This window comes from Solirubrobacter ginsenosidimutans (assembly GCF_027587205.1).
In genome coordinates, this window is record NZ_JAPDOD010000055.1 from 43,115 (window position 1) to 58,955 (window position 15,841).

The window sequence follows — 15,841 nt, forward strand, 5'->3', positions numbered from 1 at the left end:
AAACGGGCATGTGGATCAAGCGCTTTCTCGCCTTGACGGCGTTAGCGGCCGTGATCGCGGCCGTCGTCGTCGTGACGGGCTCGCGTGGATCCTCGACGCCGGAGGCCGCCGCTCCCACCGCCACCGCGACGAAGACCAAGAAGGCGAAGTCACCCACGGCCAAGGCGACGCCGACCCCGCTCCCCGGCGAGGTGCGCGGCGCCGCCGCGCGCCGGATGCCGGTGCCGATCCTGATGTACCACGTGATCTCCAAGGCGCCGGCGGGGGTGCCGAACGCCGAGCTGTGGGTGGACCGGCACGTCTTCGCGGACGAGATGCGGGCGCTGCGGGCCGCGAAGTTCCAGGCGATCACGCTCCAGCAGGCCTACGACGCGTGGAAGCACGGCGGGCCGCTGCCCAAGCACCCGGTCGTGGTCTCCTTCGACGACGGCTACCTCTCGCACTACACCCACGCGAAGCCGGTCCTGCGCGCACTCGGTTGGCCCGGCGTCCTGAACCTCCAGCTCAACGTGCTCGGCCAGGGCGGGCTGACGACCAAGCAGATCAAGTCGATGATCGCGGCCGGCTGGGAGGTGGACTCGCACACGCTGACGCACCCGGACCTGACGACGCTCGACGACGCTTCGCTCAAGCGCGAGCTGGTCGATTCGCGGCGCGAGCTGCAAAAGCGCTTCGGCGTGCCCGCCGACTTCATCGCCTACCCGGCGGGGAAGTACGACGCGCGGGTGGAGGCGGCGACGAAGGCCGCGGGCTACCGGGCGGCGACGACGGTCGACGAGGGCGTGGCGCGCGGGCGCGACGACCTGTTCGCGCTCAAGCGGGTGCGGGTCAACGCCTCCGACACCGCGACGACGCTGCTCGCGCGGCTTAAGTCGTCTTCGCCCGGGTGAGGATCTCGACGAGGATCGCGGCGTCCTCGTCGGTGAGGTTCTGCAGCGTCTCGGGCGCGGTGCCGATCCGGTCCTTGTAGAGGCCGCGGATGACCTTGCCGCGCTCGGTCAGCGCGAGGGTCTTGACGCGCCGGTCGGTCGGGTGGGCTTGGCGCTCGGCGAGGCCGGCCTTCTCGAGCCGGTCGGCGATGCCGGTCACGCTCGAGTTGTCGCAGTGCAGTGCCGAGGCGAGGTCGGAGAGCTTCATCGGCTCATCCGGCTGCAGACGCTGGAGCGCGAACGCCTGCTGCGGGGCGAGCCCGAACTCCTGCGCGATCGAGAGCATCTGCCCGCGGTGCGCGAAGAACAGCTCGAGCATCAGCCGCCACGCCTCCTGCTGCCGTGAGGAGGGGACTGCGACCTTTGCCATAGGTCCAATGTAGCACTACATAGATATTTGACATGCCAAAATATCTATGTACCCTTAGCGATATGTCGCTAGCTGCCAGTGCTGGGATCGAGGTCGAGGGTCTTGTCCGCGAATTCAAGAACGGTCCCAAGGCCGTCGACGGAATCCACTTGCAGGTGGCGCCAGGTGAGATCTATGGATTTCTTGGCCCGAACGGCGCCGGTAAGTCGACGACCGTCCTGATGCTGACCACGCTGCTGCCGCCGACCGCCGGCACGGCGCGCGTGGCGGGGCACGACATCCTGCGCGAAGGCCCCGCGGTGCGCGCCGCGATCGGCGCCGCGCTGCAGGAGGCGGCACTCGACCCGCTGCTCACGGGGCGCGATCACATGCGCCTGCAGACCTCGCTCCAGGGTCTGCCCAAGGCCCAGCGGCGCGCCCGCGGCGACGAGCTGATCGAGCGGGTCGGGCTCTCCGACGCCGCCGATCGCAAGGTGGGCGGCTACTCCGGCGGCATGAAGCGCCGGCTGGACCTCGCGCTCGCGCTCGTGCACTCCCCGCGCGTCCTCTTCCTCGACGAGCCGACCACCGGGCTCGATCCTTCCTCGCGCGCCGACCTGTGGGCCGAGGTATCGCGTCTCGCGCGCGAGGACGGCGTCACCGTCTTCCTCACGACCCAGTACCTCGAGGAGGCCGACGTGCTCGCCGACCGCGTCGGGATCATCGACGCCGGGCACATCGTCGCCGAGGGCACGCCGGAGGTGCTGAAGGCCGAGATCGGCCGCCCGTCGGTGGAGGCCGTGCCGGCCGATCGCGCCGATCGCGACGCGGTGGCGCAGGTGCTCAGCCAGTTCGGGTCGGTCGTTCCCGCCCCGCCGGGTGCGGCGGCGGTGCGCCTGCAGAGCGGCGAGGACCTCGTCGCGGTCGTGCGGGCGCTCGACGGCGCGGACCTGCGCGTCGCGGACCTGCAGCTCCACCAGCCTTCGCTGGACGACGTGTTCCTGGCCAAGACCGGCCGCAAGCTGGCCGCCGAGGACTCGCCCGTACCCGCCGAGGTCACGGCGTGAGGCTGCTGCTGCAACAGGCGGGGGAGATCGCGCGCCGCTCGATCCTCCAGACGCTCCGCCAGCCGGCGATGGTGATCCCGCCGATCGTCTTCCCGCTGATCCTGATGGGCATCAACGTCGGCGGGCTGGCGCAGGCGACCAACATCCCGGGATTCCCGCCGGTCGACAGCTATCTCGACTTCGCGATCGCGTTCCCGTTCATCCAGGGGTCGCTGTTCGCCTCGATCAACGCGGGCAGCGCGGTCGCCCGTGACATCGAGACCGGCTTCCTCAATCGCTTGGCCTTGACCCCGATGCAGCGGGCCGCGCTGCTGCTCGGGAACCTCTCGGGGGTGATGGTCGTGGCACTGTGCTCGTCGCTGATCTATCTGACGGTGGGGTTCATCGCCGGGCTGCACATCGAAGCCGGTTTCCTCGGCGTGCTCGTGCTGCTGGTGCTCGCGCTGCTGATCGCGCTGGCGTTCGCGTCGATCGGCTCCTTCGTCGGTCTGCGCACCGGCTCGGGCGAGGCGGTCCAGGGCGTCTTCCCGCTCTTCTTCGTCTTCCTGTTCCTGTCGTCGAGCTCGCTGCCGCGCAACGTCATCGAGCAGGACTGGTTTCGCACGATCGCCACCTACAACCCGATCTCGTACCTGTTCGAAGGCCTGCGCTCGCTGATCATCTTCGGCTGGCAGGGCAAGGAGCTGGCGATGGGCTTCGGCTTCGCGGCGGTGATCGCGGTCATCGGCGTGGTCGGTTCGGCCTCGGCCCTGCGGACGCGGCTGGCGCGGACATGAGGCGCTTCTTCGACGTCGCCGGCGGGGTCGCATACCGCGGCCTGAAGAAGATCGTCACCAACCCGCAACTGCTGCTGCCGTCGCTGATCTTCCCGCTGTTCTTCTTCGTCGCCTTCGCGGGCGGGCTCTCGTCGGTGGGCAACGTGCCGGGCTTCGACTTCCCGTCGGGCTACACCGCGTTCCAGTTCGTCTTCGTGCTGCTGCAGGCCTCGGCCTTCGGCGGTGTGTTCACCGGCTTCGGCATCGCGTCCGACTACGAGAGCGGCTTCGCGCGGCGGATGATGCTCGCCGCGCCCAACCGCCTCGGCATCCTCGCCGGCTACGCCATCGCCGCGCTCGTGCGGGCGGTCACCGTGGGTGTGCTGCTGTTCATCGTCGCCGCCGCCACCGGCATGCAGATCGGTGGCGACGGGGTCGACGTGTTCGGCCTGATCGTGCTCGCGCTGATCGTCAACCTGACGGCGTCGATGTGGGCCGCCGGGGTGGCGATGCGGCTGCGCACGATCCAGGCCGGACCGGTGATGCAGATGCCGGTGTTCATCATCCTCTTCCTCGCGCCGGTCTACGTGCCGCTGGCGCTGCTGGAAGGCTGGATCCACGGCGTGGCGAGGTTCAACCCGTTCACCACGCTGATCGAGGGCGGGCGCGATCTGATCTCCGGGCAGCCGGTGGACCTCCTGCTCGTCTACGGGATCGCCATCGTGATGGCGCTCGCATTCACCGCCTGGGGCATCACCGGCCTGCGCAAGGCGGAGACCGCCGGCTAGGTGCTTGAAAGTCAACTGCGTCGGGTGGGGGAGGGGAGTGGCGAGCCACCCGTCCCGTTCGGCCGTGAGTCCGCTGCGCTGCTCGTGGTCGACAGTGCGCGTTTGAGGATCGAGTCGTGGGTTTCGATCAGGTTCGCACTGGTCGAGCTGGCGCGTTCGAGGGGGTGTTTCGTTTTGGTTCACAGGGGGTGAACCAAAACGAACTACCCCTCGCAGACCGCGGCATCCGGGGTGATCGGCGCGCGTGAGAACGCACTTTCTGTCTCCGTGGCCCCTACCTTGACGGTCAGTCTCGCCCACCTACCAAGGTGGGGAGGCCGGCCACCAAGCTGGACTCACGGTAGCCCGGGACGGGTGGCACCACGAAGCCGCCCCCTCCCCACCCGGCGCAGTTGACGTTCATCAACCAAGCGTCATGGCTGGCGCGCGGCGAACGCTCTCTAGGCGGGGAGCGCCTCCGGTTCGCCCTCGAGCGAGATCTTGGGCAGCGCTCGATCGAGCCAGGCCGGGAGGGCCCAGGCACGGTCGCCCAGCAGGGTCATCACGGCGGGGGCGACGATCATCCGGACGATCAGGACGTCGATCAGGATCGCGCTCGCGAGGCCCAGGCCGATGGTCTTGACGACGACGTCCGGGTCGCCGACGAAGCCGAGGAAGACCGCGGTCATGATCGCGCCGGCGGCGAGGATGATCCGGCCGACGCGGCCGAGGGCGCGGGTGACGGACTCCTCCGGCGTCGCGCCCTTGAGGTACTCCTCGCGGATCCGCGACTGCAGGAAGACGTTGTAGTCCATGCTCAGCCCGAACAGGATCGCGAACATGAAGAGCGGGACGAAGCTGACGATCGGGACGTCCATGCCGGTCTGGAAGACCAGGACGACCACGCCGTAGGCGGCGCCGATCGAGAGCAGATTGAACGCCGCGGAGACGAGCGGGACCCAGATGCTGCGGAAGACCGCCATCAGCAGCACGATGCTCAGGCCGATGACGAGCGCGATGAAGATCGGCAGCCGGCTGGCGATCTTGGCCGCCATGTCGTCGAGCGTCGCGACCGCGCCGCCGACGTAGACGCGGTTGGGGAGCGTGTCGCGCAGATTGGTGACGAGGTCGCTCGTCTTCGGGTCCTGCGGGGAGGTCTTGGGGATCACCGTGAAGGTCGCGGCGTCGTGCTTGGGCGAGATCACCGGGTCCGAGACGAACGCGACGCCCGGGGTCTTCTCCGCGGCGGCCTTGGTCTGCTGGAGCGCGTCCATGTTGTCGGTCGCGAGGACCAGCGGGCCGTTGAAGCCGACGCCGAAGCCTTCGGCGAGGCGGTCGTAGGCGATGCGGGTGGTCGTGCCCTTGGCGTCGTTGCCGTCGTCGGGCATGCCGAGGCGCAGGCCGAGCACCGGGGTGGCGAGCGCGACGAGGACCAGCGTGCCGGCGATCGCGGCGGTCTTCGGGCGCTTGGTGATCCGGGTCGCCCAGTTGCCGAACGCGCGGCTGGGCGCGACGCTCTCGGGGTTCTTGGGCTTCAGCCGGCGGGCGAACGCGCCCATCAGCGTGGGCAGGACCGTGACCGCGCCGACCGCGACGGACGCGACGACGATCGCCGAGCCGACGCCCATCCGCCCGACGAACGGGATGCCGGTGGCCAGCAGGCCCGCGATGGCGACGACGACGATCGCGCCGGCGGCGACGACGCTCGTCCCAGCCGTGCTGTTGGCGACCCGGGCGGAGTGGGCGACGGAGTCACCCGCCGCGAGTTGCTCCCGGTAGCGGCCGACGATCAGCAGCGCGTAGTCGATGCCGGCGCCGAGGCCGAGCATCACGCCCAGCGTGGGCGCGAAGCTGGGGAAGTCCGTGAACGCCGCGCCGAAGCGCAGCAGGAGGATGCCGCCGGCCAGCGCGATCAGGCTCGCGATCAGCGTCAGCAGCATCGCGGCGATGCTGCGGAAGACGAGCGTGAGGACGATGATCGCCACCGCGAGGCCGATCAGCTCGCCCACGGGGGCGGCCAACTGCTCCGCCTGGTCGACGATCGGGCCGCGTCGTGAGACCTCGAGCCCGGCCTTCTCGCCGATGCTCGAGACGTCGGCGAGCCGCTCGCCGGGGGCGCGCTGCAGGTCCTGCGCGGGCTTGTCGTACTGGACCGTGAGGAAGCCGATGCGCTGATTCGCGCTCAGTTGCAGCGGCGAAACGCCGGTGACGTGGGGCTGGCGCTTGACCGTTGCCGCCGTCTGGGCGATCGCCGGGTTGTCCTTCAGCGTGCCCTTGCCGGTGGCGAAGACGAGCGTGGCGGTGTCGCCGGACTGCGCCGGGAACCGCTGCGTGAGCAGGTCGATCGCCTTCTGGGACTCCGTGCCAGGAGTGCTGAAGCTGTCGACGAACGCGCCACCGCCGAGCGCGGACGCCCCGCCGATGACGACGAGGATCGCGGCGACGATCGCGAGGGAGCGTTTCCAATGCCCCGCGGCCGAGGCGGCGAGACGTCCGAGTGCGTGGGCCATGCACTACACGGAATCACACTTGCTGCGAAAATGCAATGAGTGCAGAAATGCGCTTGATGAGTTGTTGCGCTGAGAATAGAATCCGAGTGGTGAAAGCCATCGCCGGCCATCGCGAACGCAAGAAGCAGCGGACGCGCGAGCAGATTGTCGAGTCCGCCTTCGCCCTGTTCCGCGAGCGGGGCTTCCAGGCGACGACGGTGGCCGACATCGCCGCGGCGGCGGACATCGCGCCGCGCACGTTCTTCGCCTACTTCCCCTCGAAGGAAGCCGTCGTCTTCTACGACTTCGACGGGCTGTTCGGCTCGCTGAAGGAGACCGTCGAGTCACGGCCGGACGGCGAGACCGCGATCGACGCGCTGCGCCGCTGGCTGGAGCTCTCGATGCCGGCGCACCACGACGAGAGCCCGGACGAGCAGCTGCGCCGGCGGATGTGCCTCGACGAGCCGCAGCTCGCCGCGCATCAGCAGCACCTGATCGCAGGGCTGGAGGAGATCCTCCGCGTGGGCATCGCGCGAGACCTCGGGCAGCCGCCGGACGCCCTGCAGCCGCGGCTGGTCGCGGCCGCGGCGGTCGCCGCGTTCAAGGCGATCGAGCACGACGGCGCCGGCGACAAGACGAAGTCGATGGCGCTGTTCGACGAGACGCTGGTCTTCCTGCGCGGCGGCGTCGCCGCGCTCCAGGCGCGAGCCTAGGCTTCGCCGCTGCGCAGCGCCGCGCCGAGGCGCTCGCCGGCCTGCTCGAGCTCCTCGAGGTTCGTCGCCTCCTGCACCATCTGGAGGTCGATCATGCGCTTGCCGAAGCCGTCGAGGCGATCGGTGCCGACGATCGCGTGCAGCGGGACGCCCGCCTGGCGGGTGCGGGTGCCGATCTCGCCCACGAGCTTGCCTTGCAGCGTCTGCTCGTCGAGCTTGCCCTCGCCGGTGACGACGGCGCGCGCCGCCCGCATCCGGTCGTCGAAGTCGAGCGCGTCGAGGACGAACGGCGCGCCCGCCTCGAGCGTCGCGCCGTACTTCGCCCACAGGCCGCCGCTGAGGCCGCCGGCGCAGCCGGTCATCGGCACGCCGCGCGGGTCCTTCGGGAGGGTCTGCGCGAGTTCGCCGAGCCGGGCTTCGAGCCGCGCGATCATTTGCGTGTCGGCGCCCTTCTGCGGGCCGAAGACCTTGGGCGCGTCCTCGAACGGCGTGCGGACGTCGCAGAGCACGACGATCTTCGCGCGGCCGATGCCGCCGGCCGCTTCGATCGCCGCGATCGCCCCTGCGCCGCCGTCGGTCGTCGCGGACCCGCCGACGGCGACGAGGATCACCGCCGCGCCCGCTTGCGCCGCGGCCGCGATCAGCTCGCCGGTGCCGTAGGTGCTGGCGTTCCAGGCGTCCTGCTCGGGCATCAGGCCGAGGCCGCTGGCCATCGCCATCTCGACGATCGCCGTGCCACCGTCCTCGATCAGGCCGTAGCCGGTCTTGACGGGCGCGCCGAGCGGCCCGGTCACCGTGTGCGCGCGCAGCTCCCCGCCGAGCTGGGGCAGGAGCGCGTCGAGGGTTCCCTCGCCGCCGTCGGCGACCGGGCAGAGGTCGGGCGGCATCAACCCGCCGCGTTCGAGCCCGCGGCCGATCGCGCCCGCGACCTGCGCGGCGCTGAACGTCCCCTTGAACGAGTCGGGGGCGACGAGGACGGGGCGCTCGGGAACAGCCATGGCGCGGGATCGTGGCAGGCCGTGCGCCCGACGACAACGCACTGACACACGCCGCGCCGACCGGACATGTTGGTGGCGTGGAGATTGCCGGGGTTCAGGCCGCCGTGGGCGTGCTGTCGTCGAAGTGGAGTGTCGCCATCCTCGCCGAGCTCTCCGGCGGCACCCGCCGCTTCAACGAGCTCCTGCGCAGGATCGACGGCATCTCCCGCCGCATGCTCGCCGCCACGCTGCGGCGCCTCGAGGAGGCGGGGCTGATCACTCGCCGCGTCTACGCCGCCGTCCCCGCCCGCGTGGAGTACGACCTCTCCCCGGCCGGCAGCGCGCTCTTCGCCGCGCTGACGCCGCTCTCCGGCTGGGCGCTCCAGCACCGCCCCGAAGCCGCCTGACGGCGGGTTAGCCGCACCGTCCGCGCCGCGGAAGCGGACCCGGCGGACGCCTGCCGCCCGCACGGAACCCGGTCCCCCGCACCGGGAGCCTGGAGCGATGCTCGTACCCCGGCTCTTCTTCCTCGGCGTCGCCGTGATCGCGCTGCACGTGATCGACGACAGCTTCCTCCAGCCCCAGGCGGGCACCTCAGCGTCAGACCATCTCGTGAGCGGGCTGGTCCCGCTTGCGTTCCTGGCGTTCGCCGCGTGGGGGTTCCCGCGGCTGCGCGGGGGTCGACAGGGAGCGCTGGCACTGGTGCTCGGCGTGCTCGGGCTGGCCGCGGGTGGCGAGGCGGTCCACTACGCGGCCGGCGGCGACGACTTCACGGGCTTCGCGTCGATCGGCGCCGGGGTGCTGCTCCTGGGGGTCGGCGCGAGCACGCTCTGGCGCACGCGCCGGAAGGACGGGCATCGCTTCGTGCGCCGGGCGCTCCTCGGCGCCGCGGGCCTCGTCGTCTTCGCCTTCGCCGTGCTGCCCGTCGGCATGTCGTACATCACCGTGCACGTCGCGCGCGACGCCGTTCCGGCGCCACAACTGGGAGCTGCCCACGAGAACGTCACGCTCACGACCGGCGACGGACTCAGGCTGCGGGGCTGGTACGTCCCGTCGCGCAACGGCGCCGCGGTGATCGCCTTCCCGGGTCGCAAGGGCCCGCAGCCGCACACCCGGATGCTCGTCCGCCACGGCTACGGCGTGCTCCTGTTCGATCGCCGCGGCGAGGGTGCGAGCGAGGGAGACCCGAACTCGTGGGGCTGGGGTGGGGGGCGCGACCTGCAGGCCGCGATCGCCTACCTGCAGCACCGGCCCGACGTCGACCGTGACCGCATCGGCGGCATCGGCCTCTCCGTCGGTGGCGAGTTGATGATCGAAGCAGCGGCCACCACCCCGGGCCTGAAGGCGGTCGCGTCCGAGGGCGCCGGCATCCGCTCGCTCCGCGAAGCCCTCGAAACGCCCGGAAACGCGAAGTGGGTTCCCTCCGTGTTCAAGGCGGTCGAGACCCTCGCCACCGCGACGTTCTCCAACCACGCCCCGCCGCCCAACCTCAAGACCCTCGTCACGAAGCTCGCCCCGCGCCCGCTCCTGCTCATGTACTCCGGCCGCGGCCAAGGCGGCGAGATCGAGCTCAATCCGGTCTTCCATCGCGCGGCCGGACCCTCGTCCACGCTCTGGCAGATCCCCGGCGCCGGCCACATGGGCGGCATCCGCGCCCAACCCGCCGAGTACGAACGCCGCGTCATCGCCTTCTTCGACGCGAATCTAAAGGGGGTCTGACCCCCTTTACATAAATGGGGTCAGACCCTCTTTAGGTTTCAAGTTGGCAACTTGGGCAGGGCGCGGGGCGGGTTAGGGTGCGCGCCATGGTCTCCGGTCCCCCTGCGCCTGCCGCCTCGCTCGTGGCGAGCGTCGCGCCCAACCGGGCGCCGAGCGACGCGGTGCACGTGAAGCTCACGCTCACCAGCGATGTCGCGGATGTGAGCGAGATCGTCTTCTACTTCCCGCGCGGCGTCGGGATCACCAACGTGGGGATCGCCGACGGGGCCAAGGCGGGCACGGGGACGATGACCGTCGCCGGGCAGGAAATGCCGGTCGCGCCCGCGGTGACCGCCAAGGGCCTGACGTTCACGGTCGGCGACTCGGTGCTCGACGGCGTCTTCTCGCAGGCCTCGGGCCGCTACACGGCCAAGCTGCGGGTCAAGGTCCCGGAGTCGGTCGCGGCCTTCACCCGGTTGTCGCTCGACCTGAAGGCGAAGACGCTGTTCTCGCTGCGGGCGTGCCCGCTGCCGTTCCGCGCCGACCTGGTCGGCGCGAAGAAGCGGATCCTCCTGCACCGCGCCGCCTGCCGCGACTAGCTTTTCAGCTGCTCCATCGAGCACTCCGAGGGCTGCTTGTCGTCGCGCCAGCGGAGGATCTTGGTGCCGTGGCGGATGCGGTCGTTGGAGGTGTGGTCGAAGGTGACCTCGACGACGAGCTCCGGGCGCATGTCGATCCACTCGAGCTCGCGCTCGTTGTTCCAGCGCGAGGGGTCGCCCATCCCGCGCTCGCCGGTCTCGTAGGGGGCCAGCTTGGCGGGCAGCTCGCGCTTCTCCTTGGCCTTCAGGCCGGAGGTGTGGCCGACCACGCGCAGCTTGCCGTCGGCGTCGTGCAGGCCGAGGATGAGCGAGCCGACCGTGCCCTCCTCCTTGCCCGGGCGCCAGCCCATCACGACCGCGTCGATCGTGCGGACGCGCTTGATCTTGGACATCCCGACGCGCTCGCCGGGCCGGTACGGCGCGTCCTGGCGCTTGGCGATCACGCCCTCGGCGCCCTGCAGCCACGGCTGGGTGCCTTCGGGGTCCTCGGTGCACGGGGTGAGGTCGACCGGGGCGGCGATCATCCCCTCCAGGCGCGCGCGGCGCTCGGACTGGGGCAGCTCGAGCAGGGAGTCATCCCCGAAGGCGAGCAGATCGAACGCGATGAAGCGCGTCGGCGTCTGCTCCGCGAGCATGTTGATCCGCGACTCGGCGGGGTGGATGCGCTGGCCGAGGGCGTCGAAGTCCTGCTTGCCGTCGGCGTCGAAGAGCACGATCTCCCCGTCGAGGACGTAACGCCCCTCCGGGAAGGTCAGCTCGGGAAAGTAGCGGCGCAGCGGCTTCCCGCTGCGCGACTGCAGATAGACGTCCGCGCCGTCGACGAAAGCGAGAGCGCGGAAACCGTCCCATTTGGGCTCGTACACCCAGCCGTTGCCGACCGGTAGGTTCTTGGCCGGCCGGGCGAGCTGGGGAAGCAATGGTGGTGAGAGGGGCAGCGCCATGGCGCAGCCCACACTAGGGCACTAGGAGAGCGGGCGGCGCTCGTCGAAGCCGGGACGATCCTCGGCTGCGAACGCAACTCCCACACCCAGTGCGGCGATGAGAGCGATGATCAGCATGCTCCTAGTATCGACGCTTGTGGCACATTGTTTTAGGCTTGGTTGACTCCAGGGTCGATAGGCAAAGCCTTGACGTTGCAACAGCTCACCTATTTCCTCGCCGCGGCCCGCCACGGGTCGTTCTCGGCGGCCGCGCATTCGCTGCTGATGGCGCAGCCGAGCCTGTCCGAGCAGGTGCGGCGTTTGGAGGCCGAGCTCGGCGTCCCGCTCTTCGTCCGCGCCGGTCGCGGGCTCGAGCTGACCGAGGCCGGGCGGCTCCTGCAGCCCCACGCCGAGCGCACGCTCGCCGAGGCCGAGGAGGCCAGGGAGTCCGTCCGCGAGGTGCGCGAGATGACCGGCGGGACGGTCGCGTTCGGCACGTTCTCCAGCGCCCACCATTACCTGACCGGCGGGCTCGTCCAGGATTTCGCGGTCAAGCATCCCGGGGTCCGGATCCGCGTGATCGGCCAGAACTCCGCCGAGGTCGCCGACGCTGTCCGCGACGGCGAGCTCGAGGCCGGCCTGATCGTCCTCCCGGTCGACGACGCGGGCCTGGACGTGCGGGTCGCGGCGCGCGAGGGGATGCTCTACCTCTCCGCCGACCCGAAGCGTGTCGAGCGGCCGATCACGATCGAGATGCTCGCCGAGGCGCCGCTGATCCTCGCCGACGCCCGCTGGCGCCAGGTCGACCCCACCCGCCGCGTCATCCGCGAGCGCGCGCAGCAGGCGGGCGTGACGGTCGAGCCGATGATCGAGGTCGAGTATCTGACGGCCGCGCTGGATCTCGCCGCGCGCGGCCTCGGCGACACGATCGGCACGGCGTCGGTGCTCAAGGCCCGCGGGTACGCGCGCCGGCTGCATCCGGCCGCGATGGACCCGCCGATGTACGCGACCTACGCGTTCATCACCCGCCGCAACGCCCATCTGTCCCCGGCCACGCGCGAGTTCATGAAGCTGGCGGAGCGTCGCGTCGAGGCGCTGGCCTGAGGCAGATACGATCAACGCATGGCCGATGCGACGGTAGCCGAAGAGGAATACCTCCAGACGATCTTCTGGCTGCACGAGGCCGGGCTCCCCATGACCGGCGCCAATGTGGCGCGCGCGATGCAGCTCTCCGCGCCGACCGTGCACGAGATGGTGGGCCGCCTCGAGCGCGACGGCTACATCACCCGCGGGGCCGACAAGTCGATCTCCTTCACCCCCGACGGGCTCGAGCACGCGCAGGTGGTCGTCCGCCGGCACCGGCTGATCGAGCGGTTCCTGACCGACGTGCTGAAGATCCCGTGGGATGACGTCCACGAGGAGGCCGAACGGCTCGAGCATGCGATGTCGCCGAACCTGGAAGCGCGCATGATGGACGCGATCGGAGACGCCAAGACCTGCCCGCACGGCCACCCGATCGAGCCCGGCACCCGCATCGAGGGCGTCCCGCTCGGGGACACCGAAGAAGGGGCGAAGGTCCAGATCCTGCGCTTCGAGAGCGAGGCGGAGGACCTGCTGCACCTCTTCAAGCGCGAGGGTTTCGAGCCCGGGCGCAAGGGGACGGTCGCCAGCGTCGACGAGGACCACATCACGGTCGACTTCGACGGCGACAGCGCGTCGCTGACCCGCTCGGTGGCCGAGACGGTCTCCGTGCTCGCCGATCCCTCCCCGCCGCCGCGGGTCGCCTTGCCGAAGCAGCTCGTGCTCGGCAAAGAGCGTTACGGCCGATAGCTAATAGCCGTCATCAGCGATGCGACTTGGACCGCGGGCGGTTGCGGGCCAAAGTGCTTGCTATGCGTATTGATTCCGTCACCGATGCCACCTTCACCGCCGAGGTGCTCGAGTCCGACAAGCCCGTCCTTGTCGACTTCACCGCCGCGTGGTGCCCGCCGTGCCGCGCGATGAACCCGATCCTCGACGAGATCGCCGCCGACCGCGACGACCTCCGGATCGTCAAGCTCGACGTCGACGACAACCAGTCCGTCGCCGCGCAGTACAGCGTCCTCTCGATGCCGACGTTCATGCTCTTCCAGAACGGCCAGCCGATCCAGACGCTCGTCGGCTCGCGGCCCCGCAAGCGCCTCGAGCTAGAGCTCGAGCAGGCGCTCGTGCAGGAGCCGGCCGGCCGGTGAGGTCCCAGCAGCCGGCGTGAGCAGCTGGAGCCGGTGGCGTGGCGGGTCGCTCAGATCCGCCGCGCCGACGATCGGCCCCGGCCGCTCGAGCCAGCTGGCGGGCACGAGGCTGAGCCCCAGCCCCGCCCGCACCAGGAAGCGCACGGTCAGCGGGTCGCCGACCTCGAACAACGGGAGCGGGCTGAAGCCCGCCGCCTGCGCCGCGGCCATGACCGTGTCGCGCAGCGCCGTGCCCGGCTCGGCGAGGATGAACGGGCGCCCGCGCAGCGCGTCGAGCGTGACCGTCGCGCCGTTGAGCTCGTCGTCCACTGGGACGGCCACGCGCAGCGGCTCGTCTGGCAGCGCGTGGGTGCTGACGCCCGCGGGCTCCTCGGTGAGAGCGAGGACGGCGACGTCCACCGCTCCCGCCTGAACGAGGGCGATCACTTCCGCGGCGGAGCCCTGGCGCAAACCGATCTGGATGTTCGGGTGGTCGCAGTGGAAGTCCGCGAGCGCCTCGGGCAGCCGGGGTGCGTCGGCCGCGGTGGCGGCGACCCTGACGACCCCGCGTGTGACGCCGGTGTGGCGATCCATGTCCGCCTTGGCCTTGGCCACTTCGGCGAGGACCGCCTCGGCATGTACGAGCAGGTCCGCCCCCGCCGCGGTCAGCTCGACCCCGCGTGACGTCCGCCGCAACAGCGTCAGGCCGAGCTCGGCCTCCAGGCGCCGGATCTGCTGCGAGAGCGCCGGCTGCGTGACGTAGAGCGCTTCAGCGGCGCGCGTGAAGTGCTTATGGCGCGCGACCGCCGCGAAGTACTCGAGCTGTCTCAGCTCCATGTGCTGGACACGCGCAGATCGGCGACCGAGCGGCCCGCCTGGAGTACGAACTCGCCCGGCTCGGTCTCCCAGCCCTCGTCCCAGTGCTGGAACGCGCGCGGGCTGAGCGGGATGTCGATGACGATCTCCTCGCCCGCATCCGCGTCGATCACGGCGAAGCCCACCAGCCAGCGGGGTGGCCGGTCGATCGCGCTGTCCGGGCGGGAGGCGTAGACCTGGATCACCTCGCGGCCGCGGCGCGTGCCCGTGTTGCACAGCCGCACCGTCGCGCCGTCCATCGCGAGGTACTCCCAGCTCGTGTAGCCGAGGCCGTGGCCGAACGGCAGGAGCGGCTCGGTTGTTCCTCGGTAGCCGATCGCGAGTCCCTCGGCGTACTCGAGGACGCCGCTTACGGGTGTGACCGACGGGAGACCGTCGTCGCTCGCCGGCCAGGTCGTCGGCAGCCGCCCGCCCGGCTCCGCGGCGCCGAAGATGACGTCCGCGAGCGCGTTCCCGGCCTCCTGGCCCGGGAACCAGCAGAGGAGGGTCGCGGGCACCTCGTCGAGCCAGGGGAGGAGCACGGGCGCACCCGCGTTGACGACGACGATCGTCCGCGGCTGTGCCGCGTTGACCCGCCGGACGAGCTCGTCCTGGCGGCCAGGGAGCGCGAGCGTCGAGCGATCGAAGCCCTCGCTCTCGACCTCCGGCGTCGTGCCGATGACGACGATCGCGACGTCGGCGTCGCGGGCGAGCGCCACCGCGCGCTCCAGTTCGGCGTCCTCGTCGTCCCGGGGCGGCTGGAACGCGAGCCCGAACGTCACCATCTCGCCACCGCCCTCGCGGCGCAGGACGACGTCGAGCGTCTCGCCCTCGGCCAGCGTGATCGGGACGCCGTGCTGTGGTGGGGCGAAGAGGGCCTCGGCGACGTCGGCGCCGGGGCGGAGTGCGAGCTCGCCCTCGAACGCGAGGGCGTTGCGCAGCGTGAGGCGATACTCGCCCGGCCCCGATGGGCCGACGAGGTGCTCGCCCGCGCGCTGGGCGCGCAGCGTCGTGTGGACCTCGATCGCCGCCGTGCGCGGGTCGAGCGTCCCGAGCCAGGTGAACTCCCCGACCTCGCGGTGCTCGGCGGAGATGACGGTGCCGCCGGCGTCGAGGAAGCGCACGTCGGCGCTGGTGATCTCGGCGATCGGCAGCCGGGTCGCCGTGCGCACGCCGGGCGCGTGGGTGACCTCGGCGCGCAGCGCGGCGCGCACGCCGTCGAGCGGCGAGACGGTGTAGCTGGGGAAGACGGTCGCGCTGCCGCCGCCGAGCGTGCGGGCGACCGCGGCGTTGGGCCCGACCACGGCGACGCGGCGCAGCGAACCGGCCTGGAGCGGGAGCAGCGACCCGTGGTTGCGGGCGAGGACGAAGCTCGCGGCCGCGGTGGCACGAAGTTCGGCCGCGACCTCGTCGTCGGACCAGGGGCGTGCGGTGATGGGCGCGCGGGCGGGCGGAGCGGCCGCGCCGGGGAGCGCCGCGGGGCCGGGCGGAGCGGCCGCGCCGGGGAGCGCCG

General features: G+C 71.1%; 17 protein-coding genes. 11 read left to right on the top strand and 6 right to left on the bottom strand.

Features of this window, described 5'->3' with window-relative positions:
* Positions 1 to 8: 8 nt before the first annotated feature.
* A complete protein-coding gene (locus OM076_RS37075; RefSeq protein ID WP_270045221.1) occupies positions 9 to 890 on the top strand; it encodes a polysaccharide deacetylase family protein in 882 nt (293 codons plus the stop codon).
* Here OM076_RS37075 and OM076_RS37080 read toward each other — a convergent pair.
* The gene (locus OM076_RS37080; protein ID WP_270045222.1) at positions 868 to 1,299 is read right to left on the bottom strand and encodes a MarR family winged helix-turn-helix transcriptional regulator; all 432 of its coding nucleotides are present in this window, start codon (positions 1,297 to 1,299) and stop codon (positions 868 to 870) included. The genes OM076_RS37075 and OM076_RS37080 overlap by 23 nt on opposite strands.
* Positions 1,300 to 1,361: 62 nt before the next feature.
* On the opposite strand from OM076_RS37080, the gene OM076_RS37085 reads away from it, so the two are divergent.
* The 3 genes from OM076_RS37085 to OM076_RS37095 are packed head-to-tail and all read left to right on the top strand — an operon-like array spanning position 1,362 to position 3,888.
* Entirely contained in the window at positions 1,362 to 2,345 is a 984-nt protein-coding gene (locus OM076_RS37085; RefSeq protein ID WP_270045223.1) for an ATP-binding cassette domain-containing protein, read from the top strand.
* Entirely contained in the window at positions 2,342 to 3,121 is a 780-nt protein-coding gene (locus tag OM076_RS37090) for an ABC transporter permease (RefSeq protein ID WP_270045224.1), read from the top strand. Before OM076_RS37085 ends, OM076_RS37090 begins: the two co-directional genes overlap by 4 nt.
* Positions 3,118 to 3,888, top strand: coding sequence for an ABC transporter permease (locus OM076_RS37095; RefSeq protein ID WP_270045225.1), 771 nt, complete (start codon positions 3,118 to 3,120; stop codon positions 3,886 to 3,888). Before OM076_RS37090 ends, OM076_RS37095 begins: the two co-directional genes overlap by 4 nt.
* Positions 3,889 to 4,328: 440 nt before the next feature.
* Here OM076_RS37095 and OM076_RS37100 read toward each other — a convergent pair whose 3' ends face one another.
* Positions 4,329 to 6,377: an MMPL family transporter gene (locus OM076_RS37100; protein WP_270045226.1), complete on the bottom strand. Its 2,049-nt coding sequence runs from the start codon at positions 6,375 to 6,377 to the stop codon at positions 4,329 to 4,331.
* An 89-nt stretch (positions 6,378 to 6,466) separates the two neighbouring features.
* Between OM076_RS37100 and OM076_RS37105 the strand changes: the two genes are divergently transcribed.
* Positions 6,467 to 7,069 (top strand): TetR family transcriptional regulator, encoded by a 603-nt coding sequence (locus OM076_RS37105; RefSeq protein WP_270045227.1) that lies wholly within the window; start codon positions 6,467 to 6,469, stop codon positions 7,067 to 7,069.
* Here OM076_RS37105 and OM076_RS37110 read toward each other — a convergent pair.
* The gene (locus tag OM076_RS37110) at positions 7,066 to 8,067 is read right to left on the bottom strand and encodes a glycerate kinase family protein (RefSeq protein WP_270045228.1); all 1,002 of its coding nucleotides are present in this window, start codon (positions 8,065 to 8,067) and stop codon (positions 7,066 to 7,068) included. The two genes, OM076_RS37105 and OM076_RS37110, sit on opposite strands and share 4 nt — an antisense overlap.
* A 77-nt stretch (positions 8,068 to 8,144) precedes the next feature.
* On the opposite strand from OM076_RS37110, the gene OM076_RS37115 reads away from it, so the two are divergent.
* The 3 genes from OM076_RS37115 (at position 8,145) to OM076_RS37125 (ending at position 10,343) form a co-directional block, all read left to right on the top strand.
* Complete coding sequence (locus OM076_RS37115) at positions 8,145 to 8,453, top strand: winged helix-turn-helix transcriptional regulator (RefSeq protein ID WP_270045229.1); 309 nt, start codon at positions 8,145 to 8,147, stop codon at positions 8,451 to 8,453.
* Positions 8,454 to 8,550: 97 nt separating this feature from the next.
* Positions 8,551 to 9,765, top strand: a complete 1,215-nt coding sequence (locus OM076_RS37120; RefSeq protein WP_270045230.1) for an alpha/beta hydrolase — start codon at positions 8,551 to 8,553, stop codon at positions 9,763 to 9,765.
* 86 nt (positions 9,766 to 9,851) lie between these two features.
* Positions 9,852 to 10,343, top strand: coding sequence for a hypothetical protein (locus tag OM076_RS37125; RefSeq protein WP_270045231.1), 492 nt, complete (start codon positions 9,852 to 9,854; stop codon positions 10,341 to 10,343).
* Here the strand turns inward: OM076_RS37125 and OM076_RS37130 are convergent.
* Positions 10,340 to 11,284 (bottom strand): ATP-dependent DNA ligase, encoded by a 945-nt coding sequence (locus tag OM076_RS37130; RefSeq protein WP_270045232.1) that lies wholly within the window; start codon positions 11,282 to 11,284, stop codon positions 10,340 to 10,342. The two genes, OM076_RS37125 and OM076_RS37130, sit on opposite strands and share 4 nt — an antisense overlap.
* A 186-nt stretch (positions 11,285 to 11,470) precedes the next feature.
* On the opposite strand from OM076_RS37130, the gene OM076_RS37135 reads away from it, so the two are divergent.
* The 3 genes from OM076_RS37135 to trxA all read left to right on the top strand — a co-directional run bounded on the left by OM076_RS37135 (position 11,471) and on the right by trxA (position 13,494).
* Positions 11,471 to 12,367, top strand: a complete 897-nt coding sequence (locus tag OM076_RS37135) for a LysR family transcriptional regulator (protein ID WP_270045233.1) — start codon at positions 11,471 to 11,473, stop codon at positions 12,365 to 12,367.
* Between the two features lie 18 nt (positions 12,368 to 12,385).
* Positions 12,386 to 13,093 carry a metal-dependent transcriptional regulator gene (locus tag OM076_RS37140; protein WP_270045234.1) on the top strand — a complete coding sequence of 236 codons (708 nt, stop codon included), beginning with the start codon at positions 12,386 to 12,388 and terminating at the stop codon, positions 13,091 to 13,093.
* 62 nt (positions 13,094 to 13,155) lie between these two features.
* Positions 13,156 to 13,494, top strand: coding sequence for a thioredoxin (gene trxA / locus OM076_RS37145; RefSeq protein ID WP_270045235.1), 339 nt, complete (start codon positions 13,156 to 13,158; stop codon positions 13,492 to 13,494).
* Here the strand turns inward: trxA and OM076_RS37150 are convergent.
* Together OM076_RS37150 and OM076_RS37155 are read right to left on the bottom strand one after the other, a co-directional pair.
* Positions 13,450 to 14,310 (bottom strand): LysR family transcriptional regulator, encoded by an 861-nt coding sequence (locus OM076_RS37150; protein ID WP_270045236.1) that lies wholly within the window; start codon positions 14,308 to 14,310, stop codon positions 13,450 to 13,452. The genes trxA and OM076_RS37150 overlap by 45 nt on opposite strands.
* Positions 14,301 to 15,841 (bottom strand): glycoside hydrolase family 3 C-terminal domain-containing protein (locus tag OM076_RS37155; protein WP_270045237.1); only part of this gene is annotated, 1,541 nt, incomplete at its 5' end. The genes OM076_RS37150 and OM076_RS37155, both read right to left, overlap by 10 nt.

Bases quoted from the DNA above. Each gene is read 5' to 3' on its own strand.
- OM076_RS37075 (WP_270045221.1), top strand. From the start codon at position 9: ATGTGGATCAAGCGCTTTCTCGCCTTGACGGCGTTAGCGGCCGTGATC.
- OM076_RS37080 (WP_270045222.1), bottom strand. From the start codon at position 1,299: ATGGCAAAGGTCGCAGTCCCCTCCTCACGGCAGCAGGAGGCGTGGCGG.
- OM076_RS37085 (WP_270045223.1), top strand. From the start codon at position 1,362: ATGTCGCTAGCTGCCAGTGCTGGGATCGAGGTCGAGGGTCTTGTCCGC.
- OM076_RS37095 (WP_270045225.1), top strand. From the start codon at position 3,118: ATGAGGCGCTTCTTCGACGTCGCCGGCGGGGTCGCATACCGCGGCCTG.
- OM076_RS37100 (WP_270045226.1), bottom strand. From the start codon at position 6,377: ATGGCCCACGCACTCGGACGTCTCGCCGCCTCGGCCGCGGGGCATTGG.
- OM076_RS37110 (WP_270045228.1), bottom strand. From the start codon at position 8,067: ATGGCTGTTCCCGAGCGCCCCGTCCTCGTCGCCCCCGACTCGTTCAAG.
- OM076_RS37120 (WP_270045230.1), top strand. From the start codon at position 8,551: ATGCTCGTACCCCGGCTCTTCTTCCTCGGCGTCGCCGTGATCGCGCTG.
- OM076_RS37125 (WP_270045231.1), top strand. From the start codon at position 9,852: ATGGTCTCCGGTCCCCCTGCGCCTGCCGCCTCGCTCGTGGCGAGCGTC.
- OM076_RS37130 (WP_270045232.1), bottom strand. From the start codon at position 11,284: ATGGCGCTGCCCCTCTCACCACCATTGCTTCCCCAGCTCGCCCGGCCG.
- OM076_RS37140 (WP_270045234.1), top strand. From the start codon at position 12,386: ATGGCCGATGCGACGGTAGCCGAAGAGGAATACCTCCAGACGATCTTC.
- trxA (WP_270045235.1), top strand. From the start codon at position 13,156: ATGCGTATTGATTCCGTCACCGATGCCACCTTCACCGCCGAGGTGCTC.
- OM076_RS37150 (WP_270045236.1), bottom strand. From the start codon at position 14,310: ATGGAGCTGAGACAGCTCGAGTACTTCGCGGCGGTCGCGCGCCATAAG.